This window comes from Microcoleus sp. PH2017_05_CCC_O_A, assembly GCF_020738785.1.
GTDB lineage: Bacteria > Cyanobacteriota > Cyanobacteriia > Cyanobacteriales > Microcoleaceae > Microcoleus.
In genome coordinates this window covers 20,355-47,015 of the sequence record NZ_JAEQCB010000023.1, presented here as the reverse complement: position 1 = coordinate 47,015, position 26,661 = coordinate 20,355, and the positions used below count along the sequence as shown (strand labels likewise).

The following is a 26,661-nucleotide window of genomic DNA, read 5'->3' as shown; positions in this document are numbered from 1 at the left end:
ATTCCAAACGCAGATTCCTCTGACGCAAGACGCCCGCATCTGTCATCCAATGGCACGGGGGCAAAAACAAATTGAACCAGGGGCAAATAGTCTCGTGCGGCCACAATTTGCTCAAAAAGCTACCCAAATAGTCAATGATGGGTAGCTTTGTCCATAAATTAAGTTACAGTTCCTAACCCTTCCCACTTGCGGGTCAACACGCCCACTTCTTCGGCAATCTCTAAGTCGTAATTCTGCTCTTTGAGCGCTGCTGCAACTTCATTCTTGCTGTGGTAGTAGCCCAACCCCAACTCGGCGATCGCCTCTCGACTCATGCCTCTTTCTGCAATCAAGTGGTTGAGGGCGCCACTTCCTACTTCGCCCCACAGCCAATCCCGGCACTGGGCGTACACCGCAGCCAGTATCCCCCGGCGCATCTCCCACTTCGCTGCTATTTCTATTTCCCTAGGGCTGTGTTCGCGTTCGGGCAGCGCTGCTCCCACCCTCGAAGCTGCTTCCCGCAAAGCTTCTACCCAATCAATGGCGGTGCATGGAAGTGATTGCCCGGTTGCGTCCGCGTAGCGAGTGCGCTAGCGTAGTTCGCATCGTTTCCCAAGAGAATGACTTTGAAACAAGAAGGATGAGAGAAGAACATCCGCTCTTGAGGATCGAACGAGCCTTATCTGAGCTCAAGGACGAGACTGAGGAAAATCAAGTAATGCTGTTGGTAGCACGCCATTTGAGAGAATCGCAGCGCAAAGTTGGTTGAAGGCTGAAAGGCTCGGGTATGGCAACATTCACCTCAAGGCGTGGAATAGCAGCAAAAAGCTAATCGAAAACACCACCACCACTGGGCGCCACCGCTATTTTTGCTGCTATCAATGCGGGCGATCGCAATTACCTTGTCAAAGCTGCAACTTTTGAAAGCTCGTGTCTGTCCCCGGTAGTTTTGTTACCGAGAAGGCTCCAAGAGTCCAGCATCTGACCGTACAAACAAGTCATTTCCCAAGCAATCCGAGCGTAGACCTTACCCAAAGATGAGTCTTTCTCGCATTGAGGAATCAGGTCAAGTCCCATTGCTAGGTGCTGTTGGTCAATCTGATTATGGATTTGCCAGTAGCGACCCGCTTGCAGCCCCAGCTTTGCAAGCTTCGGACTCGCTGCACAGAAGAAGTCATAGGACGCCCCTTCTGAGATTAAATTCAGTGTAATGATTTGGTGTGCGTTTGATTCGCGCAGGACTGAACGAAAGCAATATGCGTTTACTGATATGGTTTCAAGGGTTGCCGGCACGTTAGTTGGACTCTCATCGGGTTCCAGAAAATCATATGTGTGCATCCACTCAATTAGCCGTTCGCAGTGATCGACTTCCTCCATCGCATGTCGGGCAAAGCACCCTTGGTAATAAGGGTCGTGGCACATGGCATGGCGCAGAGATAGCGCCGAGGTAAAATCGCGGGATAGGTGATATAACTGGCGAATCCAACCTCTAATCTCCTCTGGCGTTGAAGTCACTGCCAAGGTTTCGTAAAAATGTCCATTTCGGAGGAGATTCCGATATTCTTCTGCCAAACTTAACAGCCACTGCATAGATCCACTCCTGCCGTATAATTTTACTTTGACTAGATTTGGTGCCTTTAGGGGGCGAAATTTGTTAAGCGCCAGTATATTATAATAATAAAGCAGTATACTAAAACCAGTCAAGTAGACTAATGCCCCTTGAGTGGCCCTACCGTGTTCTATTCTTTTTTCTCTCATTGCCAGACACGTAAGCGTTGCTATCCGCTAAACACTGGACAAAAGTGGACAAGATAGCCAGTCTAAGTCTCTAACCAGGCTACGTTAGTAAGGTCACGACACCTATGGGTGCTTTCCAGCCCATAGCTATGTCGCCGGAGATTAAACATCTCTATTTAGCTAAGGAAGTGTCTCCGGCACGACAAGCCCCACTAACATTGACGAGGAAAACATTACCGGAGAAATCCGAGGGGGATTTATCCCTAAGAAACGCCCCATTGAGGCGGGTCTTCATCGAACAGTATCAATAGCCTCTGTCCTGTAATGCCAGCAGGTATGCCAAAAAGAATGACCGCTTTTGAGGCGTCTTGGTTTTATTTTGTATGCTGAGTCCACGTTTGTCCAATTAATTGGCGATTAGAGACGTACCGATCGGAAAACCGATCCCAGGCCTTTGTGAAAGTGTCAGTTCTGCGTCTGTCCTGACACAGCGAAGTTTATTCGTACCGACCTACCTATTTTATGGGCTGATCGTGCAACCAGAGCAAGTTGCTTCCCAACTCTGTTAGACTTGCTTTAGGTATGCTTCATCAAAAATACCCAAACATCACAATTATGAGCAAATTATATCAAGGGAAAAGTCAATCTAATACGGGAATTCTTGTAGTCGATAATAACAGAAGAATAGTGAGTATAAATCAAAATTTTGTAGAGTTGTGGAGTGTCCCAAAATACGTTATAGACTCACAGAACGAGTCCCAAGGTTTAGAGTTAGTTTCTCACTATTTAGAAGAACCTCAAAAATTTGTTAAACAAATAACAGAAGTATACCAAAAGCCGGAATTGAATATTTATGCAATTATTAAATTTAAATGCGGTCGGCTGTTAGAGATATCTTCTCAGTCGCAATGGTTTGAAGAACAATATGTAGGGAGAGTCTGGAAAAGTCGCGAACCTGACAAATTCATATTTGATGAGCCAAAATCAATAGTTTATATTTGCCCTTTTTTAGACATATTCCAAAAATAAATGGTTGACCGATCGCTCTTAAATTATAATGAAATTTTACCCCCTCTCAACATGAGCTAACTTCGAGAATATCTTGAAAAGCATCCATTTTATCAATATTCTCTGTGGGTTGATTGCTTATTGCCATCAACCCAAAAAGCCAGGAATCGCCATGGATAAGAACTTGCTTTGTTCTGCTTAACCCGAACTCACGTTTAATAGCTCTATTAAAACAATGCCACTTTCTTGTACCTTTGGTAAAAGCATTACTGTTTTCTTGCGAGCTATCTAATCGCAAAAGGCAGGCAAAAAAATGTGTGCCTTTTTAGTTCAGTTTAATGACGGCAATTCATATTGACCATATTCTTTAGGAGGTACTATCTAATGTCATCAAATACAGTAAATGTTGTAATTGTTGGTGGTGGATCAGCAGGTTGGATGACAGCCGCTTATTTGAGCAAAGCTCTGGATAAAAATGTTCGGATTACCCTAGTAGAATCTTCTAACATCACAACAGTAGGAGTAGGTGAGGCAACTTTTAGCAGCATCAAATCATTTTTCGATTTTCTGGGCTTGCAAGAGTATGAATGGATGCCAAAGTGTAATGCCACTTATAAAATGGCAATTAAATTTGTTGATTGGAATTCAGACAGAAGGCATTTCTACCACACTTTTGAAAAATTTGATTTCATAGATGGGTTCAGTATCTCTGAATGGTGGCTTAAACTAAAAAGTTCCAGCGTACCATTTGACTATTCTTGTTTCATGACACCTACGCTGTGCGATGCCCAAAAGTCTCCCAGATACTTAGATGGCAAAGTCTTTGACGAAAGAGTGCAACATTTATTTTCAGACGATCATTTATCTCAAAAGAGACTTGTAACGCTTGCCGATGCAGAAGGACAGTATCCCTACGCTTATCATTTTGATGCGAATTTAATTGCTAGGTTTTTGAAAGATTATTCTACACAAAGGGGTGTCCGGCAGATTGTTGATGATGTGGTAGATGTAAAGTTAACAGAGGACGGAAGCATAGATTGCATCCATACCGAAAAACATGGCAGTCTCAGCGGAGACTTGTTCGTAGATTGTACGGGTTTTCGCGGCTTGCTAATCAATAAAGCTCTTGATGAACCGTTTATTTCTTTTTCAGAATCGCTGCTTTGCGACAGCGCAATTGCCATGCAAGTACCGACTGATATCAAGAAAAATGGGATCGCTCCTTATACAACCGCAACCGCACAGAGTTCTGGCTGGATTTGGAACATACCTCTTTACGGAAGAACAGGTACGGGGTACGTTTATTCGAGTGCGTTTATCTCCAAAGAGGAAGCAGAGCAAGAGTTCCGCCAGCATTTGGGAGAAGCTTCTAATAACTGCAAAGCATCGCACATCAAAATGAGAATCGGGCGCAACAGGAATTCATGGGTGAAGAACTGTGTAGCCATCGGTTTGTCCAGTGGGTTTGTCGAACCGTTAGAGTCTACCGGGATATTTTTTATCCAGCATGGAATTGAAGAGCTAGTCAACCACTTTCCAGGCAAGTCATTTAGCGACGAGCTGATCCGAAACTACAATAGAGCTATTGCTAATTGTATTGATGGCGTTCGCGACTTTTTGACACTTCATTATTACGCTAGCGATCGAGCAGACACGCCGTTTTGGCAAGCAACAAAGCACGAAATTAAGGTATCAGAGGAACTGCGTGAGAGGTTTAACTTGTGGAAAAAAAGGCTGCCCAATAAAAAGAATATCAATCCAAATTTTCACGGGTTTGAAACTTACTCTTACTCCGTAATGCTGCTCGGACTCAATCATAAACCTGAAGGCAGTTTGCCGCTTTTAGATCATATTGATGACGAGAAAGCATTAGCCCGGTTCAACGCGATCGAGCAAAAAGCACGTCACCTGAGTGCTACTTTGCCATCCCAGTATGAATACTTAACGCACGTGATGAAATCTCAAGAGCGTTCTGAGTACGTTACTGAAAATGACCTATGCCTGGTTTAAATAACGTAAGCTGAGAAGTTGAGTTGTGTGCGTGCTGGTCTGACTTTTCATTGACTCAATCTGCAAGCGCGTGCTAAGCGGTATTTTCTTAAGCGAGTCCGATACCGCAGTTTCTGGGAAAATGCTTCTAAAGTCAACGGCCGCACCTCTACTAAATTTCAGAGAGCGGTCGCTTCCTGCAATTTGCCGTTGTTAGGGGCGATCGCTTTTTGGAACAGAAGCAGCAAAGCTGCGATACCAGCCCGCAATCAATTGCTTTGTTCCTGCAATACTGACCCCAAAAAAGGTGATTGAGGGCAACTGCAATTATGCTGCATTTCTGAGTCGCTGTGCGATCGCACGTTCACAAACAGACGCATCTCCGCCACCGTGAAAAAGTACCTCAACCTCGCCACCGCCTTCATCGCTTCTCTCAAACACAAATCCCAATTACCCGAAATCGACAGCTACTGCCAACCCGCACTCGCCGCCCCCGAGGAGCAAGCTTTGATGGAATGGTTGTTCGCCAGTTTGATGAGTGCTAGTCGTACAGCAAATAAAATAGAATGACGCGAATAGGAGGATGAAATACTGAATACAAAAATTATCTAGCTCGCTTACCTCAAAAAATACTAAGTTATTCTAATGCTTGAACCAAATTTTCAGCCCCCGAACCCACTCAATAATTGTCTTGAAAAAACTGGGTCTTCAAAAGACCTCTCCCAAAAAGAAATAGTTGATCGATCGCTCTTAAAGTATAATTAAATTTTACCCCCTCTCAACATGAGCCAGCTTCGAGAATATCTTGAAAAGCATCCATCCGAGACTCAAAGAATGTTGGGCATAGACTACGACCAATTAATACAACTAATTACAAATGCCGAAAATCTGTATGCTCGTCAAAAAGAGCCAATAAATCAAAGGCTCAAAAAAGAATCTTTGTCGAACATCTAATTAGATTACTAAAAATCTGGAGAGTAGCATCGGAAAGATTTCGCTGAAAATCGAAAAATTTTGGTGGTATGTGGATTAGTAAGATGGCGAATAGGTGCGATCGTTATGTGTCAATAAAAGTCCCTACAAGCTGAAAAAAAACAGTAAAATTTAGATCATGAAACCGGGCAGTTTTTATCGCTCGACCGTTGAAACCCTTATTGAAGCGTTGGTTTTGGCAGCCAGGCCCTTGAGCAGGGCTGTTTCATTCTCAGACGAATCATCGTTTTGTAGGGGTAGTGCCCCCGTGCCTACCCTCCCCCTCCACGATTTTGTAGGTGTTTCAGACATCGGGCGGGCACTCTTGGCACCGCCCCTACAAGAGAATGAAACAGCCCTGGGCCCTTTAGGGGGCCGGGTTCCCAAAACCAAGCGGGGGAAGGGATTGGAATTATGGGAGAGGTCTACTGTATCGAAAAGCACAAAGATTTGGCGATGAAATCGCTGAAATCCTTACCCTGAGACACATAAGCTATATCAATCACCGGATAGCCAGGAGCGACCCGTAGTACCAGTCAACCAGTGTTATCTGGGAACTTTCGTGTTTCAGTTGTGGTAGGATGTATTGTAAGTAGGTAAAACTGTCCTTCTACAGTTTTAAAAGTGTGATAAGAAAATTAAATATTGGAGAATGTTGCCAATTTCAGACCAGTTAAAAAATCAAGATGCAAACTCTGGAATTTTGTTAGTAAACAGCCAGAGACAAATTTCAGGGCTGACTCCCAGTTTCTTAAAAATCTGGAACCTACCCGAATTTATTATCAGGTCGCTATCCGATCGCCTAGCGTTGCAGTTTGTTGCCGAACAATTCGACAATCCCCAAGTTTTTCTCAAGAACATAACAGAAATTTACAAGCAGACTCAGCTAGAATGTCACGAAAAAGTTCAACTGAGGGACGGCCGCACAATCGAACGCTATTCTAAACCGTTGTGGGCTGATGGGGAATACGCCGGGCGTCTGTGGATATGTAAACTTAATTAATGGATAGAAAAGTACCCACAAAAAGCGGAGTGCAAACATACATTTTAAGAGAGAGGGCGCTTTTCGTACTGAATTTTAGAAATTGCTTGAATGTCAAAAAGATTAATTACTAAAATAGTCACAAATATGCCAGCTTACATGAAAGACCCGGTTTTACTCCCTATTGTTGTGGATACTGGAGCGCCTCTAACAATTGCCGCTCAAATTACCGAGCAGATTAAGCTATTGATCGTGCGGGGCAGTCTCAAGCCGAACCAGCCACTACCACCGGGCGTTCATTTAGCAAAGCATTTAGGAGTCAACCACAATACTGTAGCCTTGGTGTACAACGAACTGATTAATTCAGGATATTTGATAGGTCTGCGGGGCAAAGGAACTTTTATCGCCGATTCCCAGTCTGTGAAACAAATAATAGCCCGGAAAAGTTTCTACGACTTGCTCGGTCAAGCTTTTCGCTCTGCATCTCAAAGTGGGCTGAGCGTGTCGGAGTTTTCAGCAGCAGCTTACGCTCAAGCAGTCCTTGTCGATCGCCATCAAATCAACGTAGCATTTGTGAATTTTTTCCCAGATAGTATCGATATTGGCAGCAGCATTCAATCTGCAACCGGGTTAGCTTTAGTATCAATTGATTGGAACACGTTAAAAAATAAGGAAGCAGAATCAGTTCAACAGTTGTTGGCGGCAGATTTGGTGGTAACAACTATTAAAAACTTGTGGGATGTAGCGAAGCTGGCAGATCCCAACAAAGAAGTAATCGGAATTGACGTGCAACCGGATATGCAATTGCTAAGCTGTATTTCACCGCTGCCCCGCAATGCCAAGCTGTTATTCGTATGTAAAGAACAAATTAGCAGCGAAGCGATGAAGGAGATAATCGAGTACAACGTGCATCACGTAGAGTCAGAAGCCGTTACCCTCGAAACCGTTCAAAATAATAAATGCGACCTGGATCAATTTGATTTGATAGTCTGTTCGAGTCAAGTAGAGAGTCGGTTGAGTAAATACGTCCCCCAAAACTTGAAAGTAATGACTTTTCGTATCGCCATAGATCCGATAAACTTGTTGGTACTTCAAGCTCGTTTGGCTGCTGTTGAAATGGAAAAGTTAATGTAATCCGAATCTTTCCAAACTTGTGAAACAACTCGAACTTTTCCCCAAATTCAACTCCAACTATCCGAGTCGGGCATCTAAATTGGCGATGAGCGCTGATGCCCTACATTCTTGGAAAAACCGAATTTTCGAGTGTCAGCAATTTGCTAGCACGCCCGCAACCGCAGCATGGAACTTTATTCGAGTTAACTCCCAATCCTTGCTACTCCGATACCCTCGACCCTTTTACCCTGCAACTTCACCGAAAAACGAGCCCGGCGTGCCTCTGGCTTTAGACATGAGGAGGAAGTCGGCAGCGGTTTCAACCGCCTTTAATATTTATTTACATAATGGATCTAAAGATTTGTTATAATTAGATTGTAAGTAAAAAACCCATCTACGTGTTGAAACTTGTCTTGTATCGGAGAAATCCCGGCGCAGTGAGCCACCACTACCATTCATGTAATAAGCCTGTATAACTGACAAGTAATGGCAGAATGTGTGTTGCGTACCTATCTGGCAAATGTGATGGATACTGACAAGCAAACACAATTTAAAGTAAGCGCAATTGCAATACCTTTTGTACGGGTAGTTGTTTTGAGCGAATAGAGGTGATTTGATAACGCCTTTGAGAGTTTTCCGATTCATTCAAGAATCTCCGTGGCTTTAGCCCTGGGGAGTATCAAAACCTTTCATTTTGCGATCGACCCGATTCGGGCGATCGCACTTGCCTCTACTTCGTTATCGATAACGCGCTCCCGCTGCTGCTGTACGTCGGAGAAACGCAACGCACTCCAAAACAGCGGTGGATGAGCCACGATTGTCATAAATACATTGAAAATTACATCGGATTGCACCGCAGCTATTCCCTCAATGTCGCTGTAAGTATTGCATTTTGGTACGGAGCGCCCGGTAATCGCAAACAGCGGTTGCAATTGGAATCAGAGCTGATTTACAAGTGGAAATCTCCTTTTAACAAAGAGTGTTGGCAGTATTGGGGACAGCCGTTCGGGAAGTGAAATGGCTGGAATAACGTATCGAATTGATGCCGCTAACAAAACACCCCTTGTCGTACCGATTCAGGTGAAAACCTACGCCAACTAAGAAATGAAAAAGTACCTCAACCTCGCCACCGCCCTCATCGCCTCCCTCAAACCCAAATCCCAGCCACCCGAAATCGATACTTGCGGTCAACCCGCGTTAACTCAGGAACAGCAGCTAGCTCTCATGGAATGGTTGTTCGCTAGTTTGATGGGTGTTGGCTATTTCGGCAAAGCTCACCTCATCTGGGATGATGGCAAAGACAGGGAGCGGCAGATATTCACCGCATTGATGAGAAACGAGCCAATATTCCTCTATAGCCAAGGAACGCGACCCACCCCAACTGCTGAGGGATATTGCTGGCGGCTACTTGGCGAACATCCCAGTTTGAGTGTGTATCAGTTGCAGGTGGAAGTGGAAGGAAAGTGAGGGCGATCGATAGCTATAAAAACCAGAAAGCCCACAAAATTGGGAAACATACACTGTCAAAATTTCGAGCTTTTTGTACGCGTGTAACATTTAAGACCTCAAAACCCGCCCCGAAGCGCTACTCCCCTCAACTGCATTCGAGATGATGCAGGCGCGCGAAAGGCAATATATCAGTTGCACATAAAAATTGAAGCCTGTTGGTAGCGCAGAAGTGTTAAGAGCCTTTACCTAATCGATTCCAAGGTTCCTGCAAATGAGAGTTGCTGCAAAACTTGCATAAATCATTTGTATTGGCTACATATGATATCCGCAGCGAAATTTTAACTTGACAAACGTAAAATTTATTACTTATACTGCTATACAGGTATTTTAATACCGTACAAGCGGATAAAACAAGTCAGACCGAGCAAACTACCGAACCTTTGGTTTTTGCGGCTCTATTGACACGCAGGAAAATGTATCGACTGAAGTTAAACTTCCGTCGGGACTAAATGCGATTAAAACCAAATGAAATGCAACTAGCAAAGATTTTGCCTCAGTGACAGGCTTGAATGAGCGCAACTATTGGTGTTAACAGCCGCTCTCGTTCAAAACTCTCTATCGGTACTGTACCAATAGAGAAACAACAGCATGATTTATGGCGCGAACCTAACAACACAGGAATTATTGTTTGATGAATACTCCAAGAGACACTCAAAGTCAAGGCTTTGAAAAAGCCCGCCGCAACCTGCAAGAACTTTCCCGTTCTTCCAACCTTCCAAAACTGGACAGCACGTCAGGAACGCGCTCCCTTGAAGCCTGGTTTATGGGGCCAAAGGGAGAAAATGCTGGCGTGCTGGAGACTTTAATTGTAGAAGCAATTCGCGACCAGGCTGACTGGAGAAAAAATTATCACCCAAAAGATCCCGAGCACATTACAGAGGAAATTAAGCAGTCTCCAGAATATTTACAGGCAATGGAGAATTTCAATGAGGGCTATCACTCATTGTTGGAGTTTCTCAAAAAGTCAGTTCCTTTCTTCAGCATGCGCTATCAAGGGCACATGAACTGGGATTTGACAATGCCGAGCGTGGTTGGTTACTTCGCGGCGATGCTCTACAACCCCAATAACGTAGCATTTGAAGCATCAACAGCAACGACCTACCTGGAAATTATCGTCGGTAACGATTTGTGCCTCATGCTGGGATACAAAATCCCGGAAAATGAGGAAGAGATTGCTCCCTGGGGACACATAACTTGTGGGGGTACAGTTGCCAATATAGAGGCTCTATGGTCAGCTAGAAATCTCAAGTTCTATCCCATTGCTTTGCAACAAGCTGTAATCAACGACTTGGAAGAAGCAAAAAATATCGAGGTTTCTTTTTACGACGGCGGTATTTTGGTGGTGAAGCCTTTAATTGAACTAACTGTTTGGCAACTGCTCAACCTAAAAGCCGATGACATTCTAGGATTGCCCGCCCGTCTAGAATCGGAGTATGGTATCTATCCGACTGTCCTCTCAGATGCTGTGTCAAAATATTCGCTGCAAGATTTGGGAATACAAAAATTTGCTAAAGATTTCCTGAGCGATGTGCCAGAACCTTTGTTTTTTGTACCGGGCAGCAAGCACTACTCTTTCCCCAAAGCAGCAGCACTGTTAGGCATGGGAGCGTCTCACATGCAAGACGTTGATGTGGATGCGAACGGTCGAATGAAGATAGATGTTCTGCGCGCTCACCTCGATAAATGCTTGGTAGAAAAAAGACCGGTGTACACAGTAGTTGCGGTTATGGGAAGCACTGAAGAAGGTGCAGTTGACCCGCTGCGGGAGATTCTCAATCTGCGGGACGAATATCGCAAACAAGGTTTAGAATTTACAGTTCATGCTGATGCAGCTTGGGGAGGCTATTTTGCATCTATATTGCGCGATGACTTTGAAATCGAACCCCTACTCTTTCGCTCCGCTCCCCCACCAATTTCACCGTTAAGTGCCTACGTAACCACCCAATTTGAAGCGCTCGGCGAGACTGATTCTATCACCGTCGATCCTCATAAAGCAGGTTACATCCCGTATCCGGCAGGAGCACTTTGCTACCGCAATTCAGCCATGCGCTCTCTAGTTACCTTTGCTGCGCCTTATATATTTCACGGCGATGCTGAACCAACAACAGGTATTTACGGTATAGAGGGTTCTAAACCGGGGGCTGCTTGTGCTTCAGTATACTTGAGCCATCGAGTAATTCGACCCACAAAAAGCGGCTACGGCAAACTCTTGGGTCAGGCTTTGTACAGTTGCGACAAGTTTTACGCGCGGCTAATGTGCATGAACAAGCCCGAAGATCGTTTCATCGTGGTTCCTCTATCCGCTCTCCCAGACGGTGTTACCGAACAACAAGTTGGGGATTTGATTGATGGCAAAACTAATGAGGAGATCCAAAATAACCCAGACGCAATGGCCCTCCTGAAAGAAATTGGACCCGACCAAAATATCTTGGTCTATGCTTTCAACTTCAAGACTCCATCGGGCAAAGTCAACAACAATTTAGAGAAGGCAAACTTACTCAACCAAAAAATTTACGAGAAGCTGAGCATCAAACCGGAGACTGATATCTCTGCTTACGATCTGATTGTGAGCACGACGGATTTCTACGAAAAGTCCTACGGGACAGAATTCATCAAAACCTACAAACAACGTTTGGGAGTAGATGGCTCATCAGACATGCCCATCACCGTTTTGCGTTCTGTAGTGATGGACCCCTGGGTTACAGAAACCGCCAGCGGTTCGTTTATTGACGTGCTAGAAAAATTATTGCGCGATACAGTCAACCAGGTGATTGACGAAAATCCCGATGATTTCCAAGTCGAAAATATAATGCCGGTGATTTCCGAGTCGAAAATGTAATGCAGTCCAGCGCTCCACAGATGCGCGCGCATTAGGATTAAAAGCCTGGGCGGTTTGTTCTTTTTCTTGATTTCTCACCAATCCAGAGTACGGATTGTTGAATCAGGGCAGAGAGCCGTAGCTGGCAGCAGGTAAATCAAGTACGAAATGCCAAGATGGAGATGCAATTCGCATCGGCATTCGTACTTGACTTACTAGCAAACTACATATTGGACGGGTTCTACAGGTATGGCTTGCAGGCAAAATTCATTAAAAAAAGCAACAGCAAGAGTTTGTATGATTTTACATTTGGTTGCACAATACGGTTGACTCACGCCTATTTACCAGTCAATTTGAGTGTAAAATTTGGGTAAGTATTACTAATATTTAGGTAGGGTATTTTCCTAGACCCTGGTGTTCAGCAGCTTTGATAGAACGATCGCGGTGTGACTGTCAACCACAACCTCCAAGATTACTTGAAACTTACAGCCAGAGTTTAGGCATTAGAAATGAAATTAGGTTCTCAATTATCTAGCATTTCAAAGCAGTCGGATCGCTCGTCAGATACAAGCACAAATTTTTGGCAACAATGGAACCAGCACCGAGATTATCTTTACCGTTGCTGTTTGAAGTGGATGGACGGAAACGCGACTAATGCCGAAGAGGTACTCAGTCGAGCGATGCTCAAAGCCTTTGAGAAGAGTCAAGATTCTACTGGTGTCATCACTAATTTTAAAGCTTGGTTGACCCGACTGACTTATAACCTCTGTATGGATATACATCGAGAAAATAAGAGGTTGGGCGATCGGGTTGAGAGTTTGGAAGTAATAATTGAAAAAGGGGAAGAGGGACTGGTTTTTCTCTCCCATAGTCCTGAAACTGTCGCTTTACACTGCGAATTAGCAATGATAATCCAACGCGCTATTGAGGATTTGCCGCCCAAACTGCGCGAACCTTTTATCCTACACTTCATTGCGGAAAAATCCTATCTGGAAATAGTACAAAAGCTAGGTGTATCCTACGAAAACCTTCGCAAACGTATTTCACAAGCGCGAAAAATTCTGCAAAAGCGTTTGACAAAGTATTTGTCAGGGTTGGACAATTCTCTGTTAAATTCCTCCGAGTCACCGGACAAAAAGGGCTCTCCCGGGGTGGAAAGCTTTCACTCAGATGAAATAATCGCGATTTACCAAAAAATAGCTCCATTCCCCCAACAAAAGGGGCGCTTTGATTGTTCTCTTAATTATCAAGTAAGCGCAATATGTCTGGAAACAATTTTTCCTGCTTGGTACCAGTCACCCACTGCTCTGGGGTGGAGTTGAATGTTCATCTAGTCTTAGAAAAAAAGCTAACGAGACAAGAGCAGAAGCTGAACGCATTAAGTCAGTATGTGGAGCAGTATCCCTCGGGCTGGAAGAAACGCTTGGAATTAGCTAATCTCCTGTCAGTAATTGGTAACTGGGAGCGGGCGGTTGAGGAGTATCGCCAAGTCATTGAGCGGCAACCTCAATTAATAGATGTGTTGTTAAAATTGGGGAAACTCTTGCAGCTAATGGGAAGGGAAGCTGAGGCGATCGCAGTTTATCAGAGTGCCTTACCATTATGCGACAATGAAGGGATAGGACAATATATCAACGGCGCGATCGCAATTTGTCGAGGTGACAGTAAAAAAGCCATCACTGCGTTGGAAACTGCGGCTAACCTACAACCAGATAACGTAGCTAACTGGCTGGTTTTGGGACAATTGCAGATGGGGAGAGAGAATCCTGTTGGGGCTTTAGGAGCCTTTGAGATGATTTTGTCACTTAACCCTGATGATATTGTCGCCTTAATTCATAGCTATGATGCCCTAATGGCGGTGGGGAATCTTCAGGAAGCACAGCGACGGTTGCATAAATTAATCGTCTTAGCTGCTGATGATTTCCGGGTACTTCAACGACAGTTGAATGAGCGTTGCGCGATGAGATTGATATCTGGGAAGGAGGGGAAGGAGACGAAAAAGATAATTACCTCTGCTCTGCGACAGTATCCTCATGGGGCTGAGGCTCACAAATCTCTGGCATATTATCACATCTTTCGAGGAGATTGGAAGGAAGGTTTGGAGGTGTTAGCAGAGTTTACCGCACAACACCCGAATAATCCTCATGGTTGGTATTACTATGGGCGCTGCTTGTTTGAGACGGGGGAATATGACAAGGCGGCGGAAATGATGGGGAAAGCTTATCATCTGTATCCTGATGAGTGTGAAATTTATCGGGGTTTGTGTGAGATTTTGTCGGTGCAACCTCTCCCCCTGCCCCTCTCCTGCGTTAGCGAAGCGGCACGAAGTGCGGAGAGGGGAGTTAGAGGAGAAGGGAGGGAAGTTAGAGGTGATGAGAGGGGAGTTAGAGGTGATGAGAGGGGAGTTAGAGGTGATGAGAGGGGAGTTAGAGGTGATGAGGGGGGAGTTAGAGGAGGGGAGAGTAAGATGAATCTTGCTTCCATAGTGGAAGAGATGCTTGAGCGGTTTCCTCAACGCTGGAGTGTTTGGGCGACTGCGGGGCGAGTCTTGGTGGAATCCTTGAAAGAGGTTGAAAGGGGGTGTCAGGTTTCTGAAGAGGGGACAAAACTACAGCCTCAGTTAGCCGATGCTTGGTTTTGTCATGGCAGGGTGTTGGCTTTGGCTGGAAAACATCAGGAAGCAGTAGAGGCGTTGGAGAAAGGATGGCATATTTTACCAGGAGAAAGTTATCTGCAATCAGTACCTGCGGCAGTGTGGCTAGGGGAGAGTTACCGAGAGCTGAGGGATGATGGGGCTAGTAAGGGATGGTGGGAAGCAGCTTGTGAGGGAAGTCAGAAATTGAGGGCATTTAATCCGACTATGGCTGATTACTGGTTAGGGAGAGCCTTGGTGGGGTTGGGGGATAAGTTGGGAGCGATAGAGGCTTATGAGAGTGCTTTGCGTCAGGAGTTGTTGTATCCGACTCGTGGGGAAGTTGAAAAAAATATACGGCGGCTGAAAGATAGGAGGTATAAGGGTTCTGGGGGTTGAGGGTGGATTTTGGGGGAGAAAAAATGAGTGTAAGTCGAAAAATTCCGAAATTGGGGGTGGGAAACGTCTAAAGGATGTGGGAAGAAAAAACCACTACTGTAAATTGTGACATCCAATCAAAATTGATCTGTCACGGATGATAATTATAAGGAGTTAAGTCCCAATGAGTAATGACGCATTTCTAGACCTACAGAATGGTTTCTACAACGCCCTAATGCAGGGGCTAGGTTTCAGGATTGGAGATCCCTTTCAAGTCGTTCAACCATCGCCTCCTCTTGCTTCGGGACCTCAGGCGGATCGGTTGCTCTGGAACTACTTCAACAACATTCCGCCCTTGTCGCTGACTCAAAACTACATTCAAAGCGCCGGCAATCAGTTCTTTAGCAACTATACTGCTTTCCTTAGTGCTTTAGTGCCAGCAACGCCACCCCAATTTGATCAAGTAGTTGGGCCAACGATTTCTGCCGAATGGTTGGCTTACTCGAGAGTTGCTTTGGATAGAACTTTCCCTTTGAATCAGTTCCCGCAAGCTTTCCGCAATTGGGCGATGCGCTATGGTCACTCCGCAGTCGCAAGTTCTGGAGCTTCTGCTATGGCAGCTGACTTCCTCGACCCTATTATTGCTGCACAGACTACAGTAACTTCGTTGTATATGGATGAGAATTTGGTGCCTAAACCACCAGATTGGATTCCTGACTATAACACACTGGTACAAATGCTTCCCACTGCGCCCAGTCGTTCGTTCGACCTATCTAGCAGCAATATGTCTTCTGACGTGTCTAAGTCTTGGACGAACAGCAGCAATTCTGGATTCTTTGGTCTGTGGTCGGGCAGTAGTTCCACTTCATCGATCAGTCAGCAGTTTGCCTCAAATGGTGTCACAGTTAATGCTTCGTTTGCCCACGTATTACCCTTCTTAGCAACTGCTGGACAGTGGTACAGTTCTGCCGCAATGGGATTAGGATACAGCAACAGGACTGGCAATCCATGGAATTCTAGTTCATCGATCAACTGGCAGAACACATTTGGTGACAGGGGTAATCTACAACGCTTTGCGGTGCAACTTATTGTTGTAGACACAATGAATATTGAAGTCACGTCCCAGGCTAGTTTTAGCACAAGCGACCAGAATGCCATTTCCCAAAACTCGGGAGCGGGTATGTGGCCGTTCTACACCAGTAATAGCGGCAGCGGATCTAGTACAAGCACTAAATTCGATAACAACGGTAAAATGACGGTTCACATCAACAGCAATCCGGGAGTTCCTATCGTTATTGGAATCAACGTTTTACCTGTTAGCGATTTTGTCGGTCACTCAGTAAGCTCGGCACAGTTTATGTATGACGCATGCCTCAACAGAGTTTGTGTATGATGTATGCTGCCGTTAACGAATAAGTGTTCTAGTGTTCAAGTGATAGCTTCTGTAGGGTTCTGCTATCTTTAGACTGTTGATTTGTCTTTCAAATACAGTATTGACGAGTTGTTAATAGATATCGGGATGTAATACCTTTTGAAGGTATTATTATGTTTCGACAGAGTGGTCAAACTACTCTGTAGAAACATAAAACTTGCCATTTTTAGAAATTAAGCTTCATACAGAAGATAATACTTTCAATGATTTTGAACTACATTTTTCGTGCTTCACGATGTAGTATAGTATTTGTACAAGGTTTATGTCTTGTGTAATGTCCAAACTGAAGAACCGCATTTTTTTACTTTTTGTAATCTGATAGGGATAATTTATGTTGCAGAACGAGATGTCCGACCCAATGACTATCTTACAAAATCACTGGTACAACTTTCTGATAAAGGTGTTAGGAGTTGCTAGTGATATGTTCCAGATCAGTCAGCCGTCACCACCGATAGCCCCATCAAATGATATTGGGTTGTGGTCTTATCAGAATGTTATTCCGCCTGCGTCACTTACCTTCAACCGTTGTGTTTACAGTGATACCCTCTTCTTTAATGAATATGTAGCTCTTGTTAGCCAGATCGAATTTCCAGAGAGCGCGTTCGAGCAGATCATAGGTGAGCAAAACTATAAAGCTTGGTTAAGCTTCCTGGACGAGCAAAATCCGCCCCCTCCACCGAACGATATCCCCACGGTGTTCCGGAATTGGGCAATGAGACACGCTCCGTCGGTTGCAAATCAAGGAGCAGCAGCTCTATCACAGATGGTACTTATCCAGGCAGCTCAACAAGCACTGTTGCCCTATCAAGGCATAAACGCAAGACCACCGGACTTCGATGGTAACTATGCTTCTCTGTTGAATATTCTTGCCAATTCGCCAAGCGTATCTTTCTTATTCGACAGTTCCCAGGTCTCAGGTACAGATAATGTTCAGAATACTTGGACGGGTGGTGTCAATTTCGGCTTTAATGGTCTGTGGTTCGGCAGCAGTAGCGACTCTCGGCTGACCCGCAGGTTTGCTGCAAGCCAAGTCACTGTCAACACCAGTTTCAATGCACAAGCGGTTTGGACTTCAACACCCGGATCTTGGTACAATTCGTCGTTGCTGAACATGGCATACAGTAATAAACAGACACCGCCGTGGCCACCAAACCCGAATCCAACTTGGGAGGAATTCTTTGGTTCAGATGGTAGCTTGAATCACTTTATCGCTGCGCTGGTGGTGGTGGACGAGGTTAATGCTACTGTCACGTCCAATGCAATCTACTGCGAAACGGATCAACAAACCATTCTCAGCAATACGTCAAAAGGGTTGTGGCCATTCTACGTTCCCAGCAGCGATAGGGTGACTAATACTGTGACTTTCAATGCTGACAATACCATGACGATCGACACGGTTACCCAGCCCAGAAACCCACTTGTCATAGGTCAAAATGTCCTTAGTTTAGCCCGTTGGTTAGGGCATTCAGCGTGATGACTTCCATCTTTTTTTTGTAGGGAGGAGGGGATCGCTTTGGGGAATTTAGAAAGGTGATCGCGCCAAAGCATGAAAAGTAGAGGCAGAGCCTAAGCGAGGACATTCCCAGTCTCCCGCTGGGGGCGAGGGATTTGCGGGAGGGTTAGCTGGTGTTTTAAACCCATCAGATACCGCAGCGCGTCAGTGTTCGCCTGCAAACGGCACATTCTTGTTCGGCAACACAGGGCAGGCGGCAGGAATAACCTATAGGATGACATTACAAACCATGTTGTAAAAGAACAAGAGTGTTGTTGGATAATTACGGATCATGGGATTCTTAAGAATACCACAACTTCAACTTGTGGAAGTGCGATCGCCCGATCTTGTAGGGTGCGTTACACTTCGTTAACGCACCATCGGTATCATTATCATTAAATTGGGTGGGTTAGGCTGTTGCTAACTCACCCTAAGTTTTATGGCGATCGCGGATCGTGTAATGCGTAGGCGTAGCCCGTCGTAGACATCGCTTTTTGTTTGATTTATTTACGGGAGTGCGATCGCTTTGGGGATTTGAAAGTGCGATCGCCTTTTTTGTAGGGAGAAGGGCGATCGCCTTTTTTGTAGGGAGAAGTGCGATCGCCTTTTATTTACAGAATGCCGATCCTATTTTTTAGTGCGATTGCCAACGGCCGCAGCGAAGCCGATCGCACTTACGAATAATAGAAAAACCCAGTTGCCATCCTACAGCTTAACTGAGGAATGTCTACGACGGGCTACGCCTACGCTTTCTGCCACTGTTATGCCATTTTTCCAAAGCTCATACTCACTCAAATCAATATCTTCATTCCACACAATCCCGTAGCCCCCTTGCTCAACCTTAAAATTATTGAAAAAAGCAGGTTGACGAAGTGGAGCAAACATGAGATTTTTTAAAAGATGGACAATATTATATTGCTTGACTTCGTGATTGGTAAATTCAATCACCAAGGTGCGAACGCAGGGTAAATGCATCTACTTACCAGAGAATATTTGAAACCTCTAGTTCTCCTTAAAGTGGAATTTAGATATGACAGCATTCTCAATAAGAATTTATTGGTGAGAAGTTTTTGTCCTTAATGTCAGTTATTAGGAACGGTATATTAAGGCTTTTAGCGATTAATTGTTCTTCCTAAACTAGATGGATTTATCCTGGTGTCCAGATAACTAAACGTGAAAAACAAAACAATGCTCAGTCCAGGTTCTCAGCCCCCGAACCTACTCAATAATTGCCCTGAAAAAACTGTAATTTCTCAGGATAAACTAACAGTCAAACTATTTAATTTATTTTTTGAAATAGAGTTTTTTATCAAAGTAGCTGTTGCTTGTACCCTAGTCCAGCAGTTAATTTATTGGCTCTCAAATAAATTCCATCTCGGCTTTACCGCCGAGGTTTTGCTGTACTGGCTGGTAGGGTCACTTTCATTCTACAGCCTCGGTATTGTTATTGAAAAAGTTATTGAGAACAACGAGATTTGGCGGCAAAGATTCAATGTCCGAGTCAAGAAAGTGAAAGAACAACCGTTCCCTGAATTTACTGCTCAAGGAATTCTGGTCGGAGAAATTAAAAGTTTAGTAGCAGCAGCGATTATTCTGTACCTAGCTCCCGAAGTTCATCGGGGAAATAGCTGGCTCTTAAATTTTGGATGATTCTTCGCGAGAATAATGGCGGCGGATTTCTGCTTTTATGTTACCCATAGGCTCTTTCACAAAAAGTTCTTGCAGGAAATACATCTCAAACATCACGAATTCTTGGATTCATCCAGTTTTGTAGCCGGTCATAAAAGCCTGCTTGAATATGCCATTGTCACCATTGCGGACGTTTTGCCTGTTTTTGTATTCGGATACGATATTACTCAATTGTGCGCCTGGACTGCGATCGGGAATGCTTACAATTTAGAAGGTCACAGCTCTCTGTCAATATTTTTCATTGACTCAGATTTTCACGATCTCCACCACTCTCGCTTTAAGGGAAACTACGGCATTCAAGGATTTTGGGATCGGATATTCAATACGCTGAACCATCCTACTAAGAAGCCTGGAATTATGTTCCCTGCGGCTGCTCTGGAAAAGAACTTTCTCAAGCCGTCCTATAAGGGCATTGATGGCGGGAATTGAACCTCGACCCTTGCTGGTACGGCGATCGCCTTGTCAAAGCCGATCCAGAAGCTTTGGCTCGGCGATCGCTCTCGAAGATGAGGTATCAAAGGTTGAAAACCTTGATGTACCTAGAATCTGGCATACCTCATCTATCCCAGAAAGGCTATACCTGACCCGGAAGCGTTGACACTTAAGGGTGAGGCAAGAATTCAAACGGAACGGTCGCTACAAACTTTTCGGTGAGGTTGCCGCCCAACTCCCACTTTTCGATTAGTTTCGTCCCTTCAGGATGGTTTACTTCTTCGAGCATATCGATCTTCCGCACTTCCGAGCCTTCGCCAAGGTCTAATTCCTTGAGGTCGATCCAACAGACACTCGCACTGCGGGTGTTTGCGTAGTAATAAACCAGATTCTTGTGGTCGGAAACGGTGCTCCAAAGTGTGGAGGCAAGATTGGGCTTTTCGGGGTCTGCGATCCCGATCGGCACGGCGGCATTGCGAATTATGCTAAAGGTGGTTGCAATAGCTGTGCGTACATCGTTGATATGATCGCGCGGGACTGCCGATAGGTAAAACGAGCAACGGGCAAATCGATCGGAGGCGTTGTTAGTGCCCGGCAGCACGATCATGCCATCCTTTTTTTCCCAGTATTCGTTGATTGCCAGTTGTTTGTCGTAGGTCGGAGAATTGGTCATCACGATATAATCTTTACCGTGGTGGATTTGTAGCTTGCCGCCTACGTACTCGAAAATTGCGGAATCGCCAGTTGCGTCGGAAATTGACAGGTGAACTGTACTTTTCTTATTGCTGCCGTCCGGTATGACGGGCGCGTCCACCTCGAACAAATTGTCTGGTTCCATCGCTACAACCGCCTCTTTGACCGTGGCGAAACTATCGAGGAAATACTGCGCCCATGCCGCAGTTGACATTTTTGGCAAATCACTCTTTGGTTTGTCGTAGTCGGATTCAACCAGGAACAGCAAATTGGCAACCAAACCCTGAGTGTTGATACCGTCGGTAGTGCAAGCGTCTAAGGCGGAGGTAATTACGCTGCCGTACTTAGATGTCCACGTAAAGGAACTATCACCATTATTATTGTATGTTCCCCCCTGGCGCTCCATATTTGCTGGAAATGCCCAAATCTCGCTTTCAAGCGGGGTTGCCCAGTCCATGTTGCGACCCGTCACAACGTTGGGACTAGGCGCGTTCGGGTCATATATTAATGGATTTATTTGTCGATCTACGTAGAGAATTCTCGTACACATGATTCAGATATCTCCTTTGGAAGTATTGGGTATTGCGTAGTATTGTTCGCAGCTCAATTGTTGTAACTGCCTAATTAAATATACACCAAAAACTACTTTTATAGCAATAGAGGCGAGGAAATAATTAACTTGAATCAGACCAGAGTTACCTGCTACAGACAAGCGAAATTGCGGCTCGTACTATACCCGAAACCTAATAAAAAATGCGGTTATTCAAGCTCTGAGAAGTCGGTGTGTTAAAGCTTACTACAAATCAACCGTTTTGGGGGACTTGTACCGATCGCTTTCTCGATCCAAATACTTTGACAGCAAGTCTTGAAACAAGAAAAGCACATCATCTACCTCGCGATTGAGAACGCACATCTTTAAATATAGTTCTAGTACGTGCTGCCGTCTGCGGTTGCGTATTTTCTAGATTAATTTGTATTGTTTGGAGAGTTGGGAACCAAACAATACCGAAGGCTCGGGGTGATTCATTTAGTGGCTTGACACAGAATTAAACCAAACCACTTTTGGGGGTCTGTAAAGCTTTTTATGGTTTTCAGTCCTTTGGAGTCTAGTTCTTTTTCCACAGTGTCTAAATCAAATTTACGAGAAATTTCCGTAAGGATACTTTCGCCAGTTTTCCAGGTAACATTCAATCCAAGCTTTTCTAAATTCACTACATGACTTGTTTGGCAATGCAAGTACATTTCAATTTGGTTCTCTTGTTGATTGTAAATAGCTTGATGGGTGAATAAATTAGTATCAAAATCACCCTGAAAACGCCAGTTTAAATGGTCGAGCATATTTAAATTAAAAGCGGCAGTTATACCTTGAGAATCGTTATAAGCTGCTTCTAAAATTTGCTGGGGTTTTTGCAAGTCAATGCCGAGTAAAAAGTAATCTCCCGGAGCGAGTACATCTTTAATTTGGTTCAATAAAACATCGCATTCCTGCGGCGTGAAATTACCCAGAGAACTGCCCAAGAAGAAAATCATCCGCGCAGGCAAAGATGCAGGCGTTAATTGAGCGAGGGCTTGTTCGTAAGTCCCTATCAACCCTTGAACGTACAAAGCCGGATATTCTACTTGCAATTGAAGGGCGCTCTCTTTGAGAATGCTGGCGCTAACATCAACAGGCACATACTTACAGGAGTAATTTCGAGATTGATAAGCATTTAGCAAAAGGCGAGTTTTTGTGGAACTGCCACTGCCTAATTCTACGAGTTCGCAATCACCTGTTATCCGTGCGATTTCACCAGCATATTGGCGCAAAATCGAGGCTTCTGTGCGAGTTGGATAATATTCGGGCAATTCGCAAATTTGTTCAAAAAGTTGAGAACCGCGACTGTCGTAAAAATATTTAGCGGGTAAAGTTTTTGGGTTTTTGGTCAATCCTTGAATGACATCTTCGCCATCATTTTTTAGAGTAGAATGGCAATCCAGAATAGTTATTAGAGTTGTTAAAGAGGCGGTTGACATTTGGCTTTCCGAGAGTGCGAGTGCGGTAAATTTAGCAGGAATCCCCGTTGTTATTAAACGGAGCGGGATATTTTTCCCTCAAATGCTTGGATGACCGATATATTTGAGGTTGAATTATCGAGAGAAAAGCAGGCAATTTAGCATTAATGAGTGGAGTCAAGTACAGATGTCTGCTAGGACTGTAACTGTACTTCACCCGATTTTCAACCGCTATCGCACGATGCGAGCAAGCAGTTACTCTAAATTGACTTCGAGCCAACATGAATGCTCAATTGTTGGTTGCTTGCAGGCTCTTTTTGTATTTTTCAGGTTCCGTTCTTAGTTCCACGTGTAGGAAATCTATTCCTTCTTTTTCTAGTAATTCTAGTATAGCTAGATTTAAGTTTTTCTCAGCATCAAAGTAGAAATTATCGTCATTGACAACTGCCATAATTTCAATAACCCGGGCATTTTTGTCAATTTGTTTGAACCGCACCGTACACGACGGAGACAAGCCTTGAATGTACTTCGGCAATTCTTCAAGCTTTTCACAAATCCGCGCCGTTTGCCCCGCCGAAATGCCGTCTATTTTGAGAGTTAAGACTAAGCCCCATTTTAATTCTTTACCCGGATTTTGCGACCAGTTTTCGACAATTCCAGAAATCATTTTGGAATTGGGCATTTTGATGATAGAACCCCACTTAGTTATATGTAGAGTTGTAGTTCTGAATCCAATATTGAGTATCTGCACGAAACCATCGACCCCGGATATCCCCACCCAGTCACCTTCTCGGTAGAGATTGTCGGAGTAAATAATCAGCGTACAAAACCAGTCATAAACAATATCCTTCAGCAGCAAACCAAAAGTGATACCGGCACCGCCCAATAGCCCCACCAATGCAGCAGCAGATTGTCCTAAAAATGCCTCGCTGATCTTGATGATAAAGACAATAATTGCTGCTGATTGAAAAATCTTGGGCATTAAAGGTCTGAGCAATTCATCGAGCTCTGTTTCGGTGTGCAGCACTAAGTTGGCTATAATCTGACCGAAAATAGAAGAGCATCGGTAAATAACATAGGCAACTATGAAAATAACTGTATAGTTGAGCAGGCTACCGATTGTTTGATTTAGTTGAGAACCTAAGTTATCTGCCAGAATTTCTTTACTCAGCCAAAATCCACCTATCAGAATCAGCCAACTTAAAGCAGGCTTGATAATTGTAATCAACTCATCATCAAGTGTTGTTTTAGTTTTGCTAGTAAAACTCTCAATAGTTTTAACAATGACTGCTACGAAAAATCGCCTTAACGTCTGTGTCAAGGTTAGAACAACGAGCACAATAGCGATTCTAGCAATCGGTATGCCAGAGTAATTGATATTCTTTAACGTATCCCAAACTGCTTCCATAGGTTAACCAACTGGTAATTGAGTTTTTCTAATTGATCGATCGAATATTGCCCAAATCAGAGAAAGGAGGGAAAACACCATCCTCTCCCTAGTTTGGCGGGACTCCTTACTTCGGCGCTCGCGCTCTAGATATCGGTGGGTTTGGTGGCGGGTGCGCCTCGGCTTAACAAGGTCTTCTGGGGAGGCCATTTGAAGGCAGTCGGCATAGTTCCCAGGCGATTCATAGCCTCTTGCAATTGCCGCTCCAATTCCCACTGCTGCTTGTTGACCTCGGGATCGCGATTACCAGCTAGGTTGTTGTCCTCGTAAGGATCTGCTTCTAGGTCGTAGAGTTCCCAATCCCCTTCGGCACCCTCAGCCTTCGCCTCGTCTTGTTCGTTGAAGTAGACCGAGTATTTCCACTTATCCGTGCGAATCGTTCTGACGATACTCGGGTGTAAAATCCTCTGTTTCGGTTTATCTTCAGGAGGGGGTATAACCGCTGGATTATCGTCGTATGTAAAGTGGATGGATTCCTGGACAGTGGAAGTCGGATTGTTGAGAATCGGCGACAAATCTTGCCCGTAAAAAATCGTCGGGTTGGCTGTTGCTGGAATCGCTTCCTCCGGTTTGTGCCACTCGACACCAAGCAACGAGGCGATGGTCGGAGTCAAATCGACGCTGCTGGCAAGGGATTGGGTAGTCTGTGCTGTAGGCCAGGCTACAGGATTGGAGAACACGAAGGGTATGCGAATGCTTTCTTCGTAAGCGTTAAAGAATTTCTCAACGAGACCGTGGCTCATAGCCATTTCACCGTGGTCGGCGAAGCGGATAATCAGGGTATTGTCGATCAGATTCTGCTTCGCCAGACCGTCTAGGAGTTGTTCGATTTGTTTATCGACCAAAATCTGGAGATAGGCGTAGAAGTTGACATAATCCTGCGGTCTGTGCTTGGGGGGCATCTTAGAGCCAGGTTTAGCGAAAGTCCACCAACTCGCTGAGGCGTGGGCGCGAGGCTCTGAGTGTAAGTTATCCAAGAGGTGTTCGTTCAGATGCTGCCTGTAGTTACGTGGCAGCTCCACGATCGCCTCAGTGAGGGTACTGCTTGCATATCCAGAGCCACCCAGCCCTCTGAACGCTACGAACCCGTCGTGAGGATTGACAAAGGACGCAACCAGGCAAAACGGATCTTCAGCCTTCTCGTCCTGCCGTTCCACGAACTTCAGCATATCTGCGAGGTAACGACTGTCGTTATCTGCCTCGCCACCACCTAGGGTGTTGTAATCGCTGATTGTGATGCCTGCGTCCGGGTCATCCCATTCCGTGAATCCAGCCTCGATGGGGCTAGTATCAATTTCTCCAAGGTGCCATTTGCCGAGCCAAGCACGTGTTTTGTAGCCAGCCTTCCCTAGGACATGGGCGAGGTTGGGCAACTGTGTGTTCAGAGGCTCCTTCGGCTGTAGCTGACCAGTATCCGTTGTTTTGTGCTTTGCCGGATACTGGCTGGTCAAGAAAGTTGCGCGACTGGGGGCGCAGGCGGAAGCGGCGGTGAATGCCCGATCGAAACTCAAACCGTTGCTCATCAACTGCTTCAGTGCGGGGAGCCTGTAGATGAAGTCCCGCGGATAGTGCTGCAAGGCGCGCTGTTGGTCGGTAATGATAATAACGATGTTGGGCTTTTTGTACTTGGCGAAAAGATCCTCAATTGCCATTTTTGGGTATGAAGTAAATAGGTTTGGGGGAGCCGTGCAGGAGCGGCAAGAACTGAAGCCAGTTATAAGTTGTAGAGGGAAAATATCAGAAATATTTGGCCGTCTCAAGCTTTGAGTCCACCCGCTTGTCGAGTGGGTGGCCCTACACAAGGAAGAAAATCGCCATCGGTTTTTTCCGATTCGCTTTAATTACCCAGGATTTGGATTAAATCAGCCGTTTTCTGGAAAAATAGTTAGATTTGACTGGTTGTTCGCCTCAAAAGATAGATTACTTGAATTTGCGCCTAAAAAAACTTTTTAGCTAAAAAGTTTTGTTAACTTTTGTTTCCGGCTTGCAGTCATCTTTTTTCTTATTTATTTGGTGTATTAATTTATACGGCTTCAAGCACAGAACTAGGATGAGAACTAGCTTCCAGCCTTTGCTGGCGCTATTGCTCTCTGGCGCAAGCCGTCTTGCAACGAAGCATCAATCCACAACGCTCGCGATCGACTTTCTTTCACCTGCGAGCTTCCTGATGGTGGTCTGTGAGGAGAATTCTGATGTCGCTCAGCAGGTATGCTATATTAGCTGAGTTCGTTAAACAGTGGATTTTTGGGCTTTCAACTTTAATCCCGATCTGACAACTTGCCAGTTCTTGATTGGTAGCAGCCGCAAGCCGTTAAAAATCTATTAACTGCAACTAATACAAAATTAAGAGTCAAACTGTTACCAACC

The 26,661-nt window shown here is 44.8% G+C and carries 24 protein-coding genes; 17 read left to right on the top strand and 7 right to left on the bottom strand.

Features of this window, described 5'->3' with window-relative positions; translation table 11 throughout:
• Positions 1 to 158 precede the first annotated feature (158 nt).
• Positions 159 to 482: a hypothetical protein gene (locus JGK20_RS07655; protein WP_293184641.1), complete on the bottom strand. Its 324-nt coding sequence runs from the start codon at positions 480 to 482 to the stop codon at positions 159 to 161.
• Positions 483 to 529: 47 nt separating this feature from the next.
• On the opposite strand from JGK20_RS07655, the gene JGK20_RS07650 reads away from it, so the two are divergent.
• The gene (locus tag JGK20_RS07650) at positions 530 to 748 is read left to right on the top strand and encodes a hypothetical protein (RefSeq protein WP_293184639.1); all 219 of its coding nucleotides are present in this window, start codon (positions 530 to 532) and stop codon (positions 746 to 748) included.
• A gap of 128 nt (positions 749 to 876) precedes the next feature.
• Here the strand turns inward: JGK20_RS07650 and JGK20_RS07645 are convergent, their stop codons facing one another.
• The gene (locus tag JGK20_RS07645) at positions 877 to 1,569 is read right to left on the bottom strand and encodes an iron-containing redox enzyme family protein (RefSeq protein WP_293190707.1); all 693 of its coding nucleotides are present in this window, start codon (positions 1,567 to 1,569) and stop codon (positions 877 to 879) included.
• A gap of 696 nt (positions 1,570 to 2,265) precedes the next feature.
• Between JGK20_RS07645 and JGK20_RS07640 the strand changes: the two genes are divergently transcribed.
• The 13 genes from JGK20_RS07640 (at position 2,266) to JGK20_RS07580 (ending at position 18,679) form a co-directional block, all read left to right on the top strand.
• A complete protein-coding gene (locus tag JGK20_RS07640; protein WP_293190709.1) occupies positions 2,266 to 2,745 on the top strand; it encodes a hypothetical protein in 480 nt (159 codons plus the stop codon).
• Positions 2,746 to 3,108: 363 nt separating this feature from the next.
• Positions 3,109 to 4,734: a tryptophan halogenase family protein gene (locus JGK20_RS07635; protein WP_293190711.1), complete on the top strand. Its 1,626-nt coding sequence runs from the start codon at positions 3,109 to 3,111 to the stop codon at positions 4,732 to 4,734.
• 369 nt (positions 4,735 to 5,103) lie between these two features.
• The gene (locus tag JGK20_RS07630; RefSeq protein WP_293190713.1) at positions 5,104 to 5,283 is read left to right on the top strand and encodes a hypothetical protein; all 180 of its coding nucleotides are present in this window, start codon (positions 5,104 to 5,106) and stop codon (positions 5,281 to 5,283) included.
• Positions 5,284 to 6,337: 1,054 nt separating this feature from the next.
• Positions 6,338 to 6,688 (top strand): hypothetical protein, encoded by a 351-nt coding sequence (locus JGK20_RS07625; RefSeq protein WP_293190715.1) that lies wholly within the window; start codon positions 6,338 to 6,340, stop codon positions 6,686 to 6,688.
• Positions 6,689 to 6,778: 90 nt separating this feature from the next.
• Positions 6,779 to 7,801 carry a GntR family transcriptional regulator gene (locus JGK20_RS07620; protein ID WP_293190716.1) on the top strand — a complete coding sequence of 341 codons (1,023 nt, stop codon included), beginning with the start codon at positions 6,779 to 6,781 and terminating at the stop codon, positions 7,799 to 7,801.
• Positions 7,802 to 8,520: 719 nt separating this feature from the next.
• Positions 8,521 to 8,796 (top strand): GIY-YIG nuclease family protein, encoded by a 276-nt coding sequence (locus tag JGK20_RS34455; RefSeq protein WP_366038638.1) that lies wholly within the window; start codon positions 8,521 to 8,523, stop codon positions 8,794 to 8,796.
• An 88-nt stretch (positions 8,797 to 8,884) separates the two neighbouring features.
• A complete protein-coding gene (locus JGK20_RS07610) occupies positions 8,885 to 9,247 on the top strand; it encodes a hypothetical protein (RefSeq protein ID WP_293190718.1) in 363 nt (120 codons plus the stop codon).
• 673 nt (positions 9,248 to 9,920) lie between these two features.
• On the top strand, positions 9,921 to 12,128 hold the full coding sequence (locus JGK20_RS07605; protein WP_293229970.1) for a pyridoxal-dependent decarboxylase: 2,208 nt from the start codon (positions 9,921 to 9,923) through the stop codon (positions 12,126 to 12,128).
• Positions 12,129 to 12,616: 488 nt separating this feature from the next.
• Complete coding sequence (locus JGK20_RS07600) at positions 12,617 to 13,429, top strand: RNA polymerase sigma factor (protein WP_293229967.1); 813 nt, start codon at positions 12,617 to 12,619, stop codon at positions 13,427 to 13,429.
• Positions 13,369 to 15,138, top strand: a complete 1,770-nt coding sequence (locus JGK20_RS07595) for a tetratricopeptide repeat protein (protein ID WP_293211702.1) — start codon at positions 13,369 to 13,371, stop codon at positions 15,136 to 15,138. The genes JGK20_RS07600 and JGK20_RS07595 overlap by 61 nt, the downstream gene beginning before the upstream one ends.
• A gap of 163 nt (positions 15,139 to 15,301) precedes the next feature.
• Positions 15,302 to 16,510 carry a hypothetical protein gene (locus tag JGK20_RS07590; RefSeq protein ID WP_293211704.1) on the top strand — a complete coding sequence of 403 codons (1,209 nt, stop codon included), beginning with the start codon at positions 15,302 to 15,304 and terminating at the stop codon, positions 16,508 to 16,510.
• Positions 16,511 to 16,907: 397 nt separating this feature from the next.
• Positions 16,908 to 18,023 (top strand): hypothetical protein, encoded by a 1,116-nt coding sequence (locus JGK20_RS07585; RefSeq protein WP_293211706.1) that lies wholly within the window; start codon positions 16,908 to 16,910, stop codon positions 18,021 to 18,023.
• 512 nt (positions 18,024 to 18,535) lie between these two features.
• Positions 18,536 to 18,679, top strand: a complete 144-nt coding sequence (locus JGK20_RS07580; protein WP_293211708.1) for a hypothetical protein — start codon at positions 18,536 to 18,538, stop codon at positions 18,677 to 18,679.
• Positions 18,680 to 18,746: 67 nt separating this feature from the next.
• On the opposite strand, the gene JGK20_RS07575 is transcribed toward JGK20_RS07580, so the two are convergent.
• Positions 18,747 to 18,989, bottom strand: coding sequence for a DUF2442 domain-containing protein (locus tag JGK20_RS07575; RefSeq protein WP_293229972.1), 243 nt, complete (start codon positions 18,987 to 18,989; stop codon positions 18,747 to 18,749).
• Between the two features lie 225 nt (positions 18,990 to 19,214).
• Here JGK20_RS07575 and JGK20_RS07570 point away from each other — a divergent pair, with 225 nt between their 5' ends.
• From JGK20_RS07570 to JGK20_RS07560, 3 genes are read left to right on the top strand one after another with little or no spacing between them, the layout of a single operon-like run.
• The gene (locus JGK20_RS07570; RefSeq protein ID WP_293229965.1) at positions 19,215 to 19,691 is read left to right on the top strand and encodes a hypothetical protein; all 477 of its coding nucleotides are present in this window, start codon (positions 19,215 to 19,217) and stop codon (positions 19,689 to 19,691) included.
• Positions 19,692 to 19,706: 15 nt separating this feature from the next.
• Positions 19,707 to 20,159, top strand: coding sequence for a sterol desaturase family protein (locus JGK20_RS07565; protein WP_293229962.1), 453 nt, complete (start codon positions 19,707 to 19,709; stop codon positions 20,157 to 20,159).
• The gene (locus JGK20_RS07560) at positions 20,156 to 20,314 is read left to right on the top strand and encodes a hypothetical protein (RefSeq protein ID WP_293184606.1); all 159 of its coding nucleotides are present in this window, start codon (positions 20,156 to 20,158) and stop codon (positions 20,312 to 20,314) included. The genes JGK20_RS07565 and JGK20_RS07560 overlap by 4 nt, the downstream gene beginning before the upstream one ends.
• Before the next feature lie 17 nt (positions 20,315 to 20,331).
• Here JGK20_RS07560 and JGK20_RS07555 read toward each other — a convergent pair whose 3' ends face one another.
• The 4 genes from JGK20_RS07555 to JGK20_RS07540 all read right to left on the bottom strand — a co-directional run bounded on the left by JGK20_RS07555 (position 20,332) and on the right by JGK20_RS07540 (position 25,946).
• Positions 20,332 to 21,405: a linear amide C-N hydrolase gene (locus JGK20_RS07555; RefSeq protein ID WP_293229959.1), complete on the bottom strand. Its 1,074-nt coding sequence runs from the start codon at positions 21,403 to 21,405 to the stop codon at positions 20,332 to 20,334.
• Positions 21,406 to 21,878: 473 nt separating this feature from the next.
• A complete protein-coding gene (gene egtD, locus JGK20_RS07550; RefSeq protein ID WP_293219342.1) occupies positions 21,879 to 22,868 on the bottom strand; it encodes an L-histidine N(alpha)-methyltransferase in 990 nt (329 codons plus the stop codon).
• Positions 22,869 to 23,136: 268 nt separating this feature from the next.
• Positions 23,137 to 24,255 (bottom strand): mechanosensitive ion channel domain-containing protein, encoded by a 1,119-nt coding sequence (locus tag JGK20_RS07545; protein ID WP_293190723.1) that lies wholly within the window; start codon positions 24,253 to 24,255, stop codon positions 23,137 to 23,139.
• Positions 24,256 to 24,380: 125 nt separating this feature from the next.
• Complete coding sequence (locus JGK20_RS07540; protein ID WP_293229956.1) at positions 24,381 to 25,946, bottom strand: sulfatase-like hydrolase/transferase; 1,566 nt, start codon at positions 25,944 to 25,946, stop codon at positions 24,381 to 24,383.
• Between the last annotated feature and the right edge of the window lie 715 nt (positions 25,947 to 26,661).

Bases quoted from the DNA above. Each gene is read 5' to 3' on its own strand.
- JGK20_RS07625 (WP_293190715.1), top strand. From the start codon at position 6,338: ATGTTGCCAATTTCAGACCAGTTAAAAAATCAAGATGCAAACTCTGGA.
- JGK20_RS07635 (WP_293190711.1), top strand. From the start codon at position 3,109: ATGTCATCAAATACAGTAAATGTTGTAATTGTTGGTGGTGGATCAGCA.
- JGK20_RS07600 (WP_293229967.1), top strand. From the start codon at position 12,617: ATGAAATTAGGTTCTCAATTATCTAGCATTTCAAAGCAGTCGGATCGC.
- JGK20_RS07645 (WP_293190707.1), bottom strand. From the start codon at position 1,569: ATGCAGTGGCTGTTAAGTTTGGCAGAAGAATATCGGAATCTCCTCCGA.
- JGK20_RS07540 (WP_293229956.1), bottom strand. From the start codon at position 25,946: ATGGCAATTGAGGATCTTTTCGCCAAGTACAAAAAGCCCAACATCGTT.
- JGK20_RS07605 (WP_293229970.1), top strand. From the start codon at position 9,921: ATGAATACTCCAAGAGACACTCAAAGTCAAGGCTTTGAAAAAGCCCGC.
- JGK20_RS07620 (WP_293190716.1), top strand. From the start codon at position 6,779: ATGTCAAAAAGATTAATTACTAAAATAGTCACAAATATGCCAGCTTAC.
- JGK20_RS07610 (WP_293190718.1), top strand. From the start codon at position 8,885: ATGAAAAAGTACCTCAACCTCGCCACCGCCCTCATCGCCTCCCTCAAA.
- JGK20_RS07590 (WP_293211704.1), top strand. From the start codon at position 15,302: ATGAGTAATGACGCATTTCTAGACCTACAGAATGGTTTCTACAACGCC.
- JGK20_RS07545 (WP_293190723.1), bottom strand. From the start codon at position 24,255: ATGGAAGCAGTTTGGGATACGTTAAAGAATATCAATTACTCTGGCATA.
- egtD (WP_293219342.1), bottom strand. From the start codon at position 22,868: ATGTCAACCGCCTCTTTAACAACTCTAATAACTATTCTGGATTGCCAT.
- JGK20_RS07585 (WP_293211706.1), top strand. From the start codon at position 16,908: ATGACTATCTTACAAAATCACTGGTACAACTTTCTGATAAAGGTGTTA.
- JGK20_RS07650 (WP_293184639.1), top strand. From the start codon at position 530: ATGGAAGTGATTGCCCGGTTGCGTCCGCGTAGCGAGTGCGCTAGCGTA.
- JGK20_RS07595 (WP_293211702.1), top strand. From the start codon at position 13,369: ATGTCTGGAAACAATTTTTCCTGCTTGGTACCAGTCACCCACTGCTCT.
- JGK20_RS07555 (WP_293229959.1), bottom strand. From the start codon at position 21,405: ATGTGTACGAGAATTCTCTACGTAGATCGACAAATAAATCCATTAATA.
- JGK20_RS07565 (WP_293229962.1), top strand. From the start codon at position 19,707: ATGGCGGCGGATTTCTGCTTTTATGTTACCCATAGGCTCTTTCACAAA.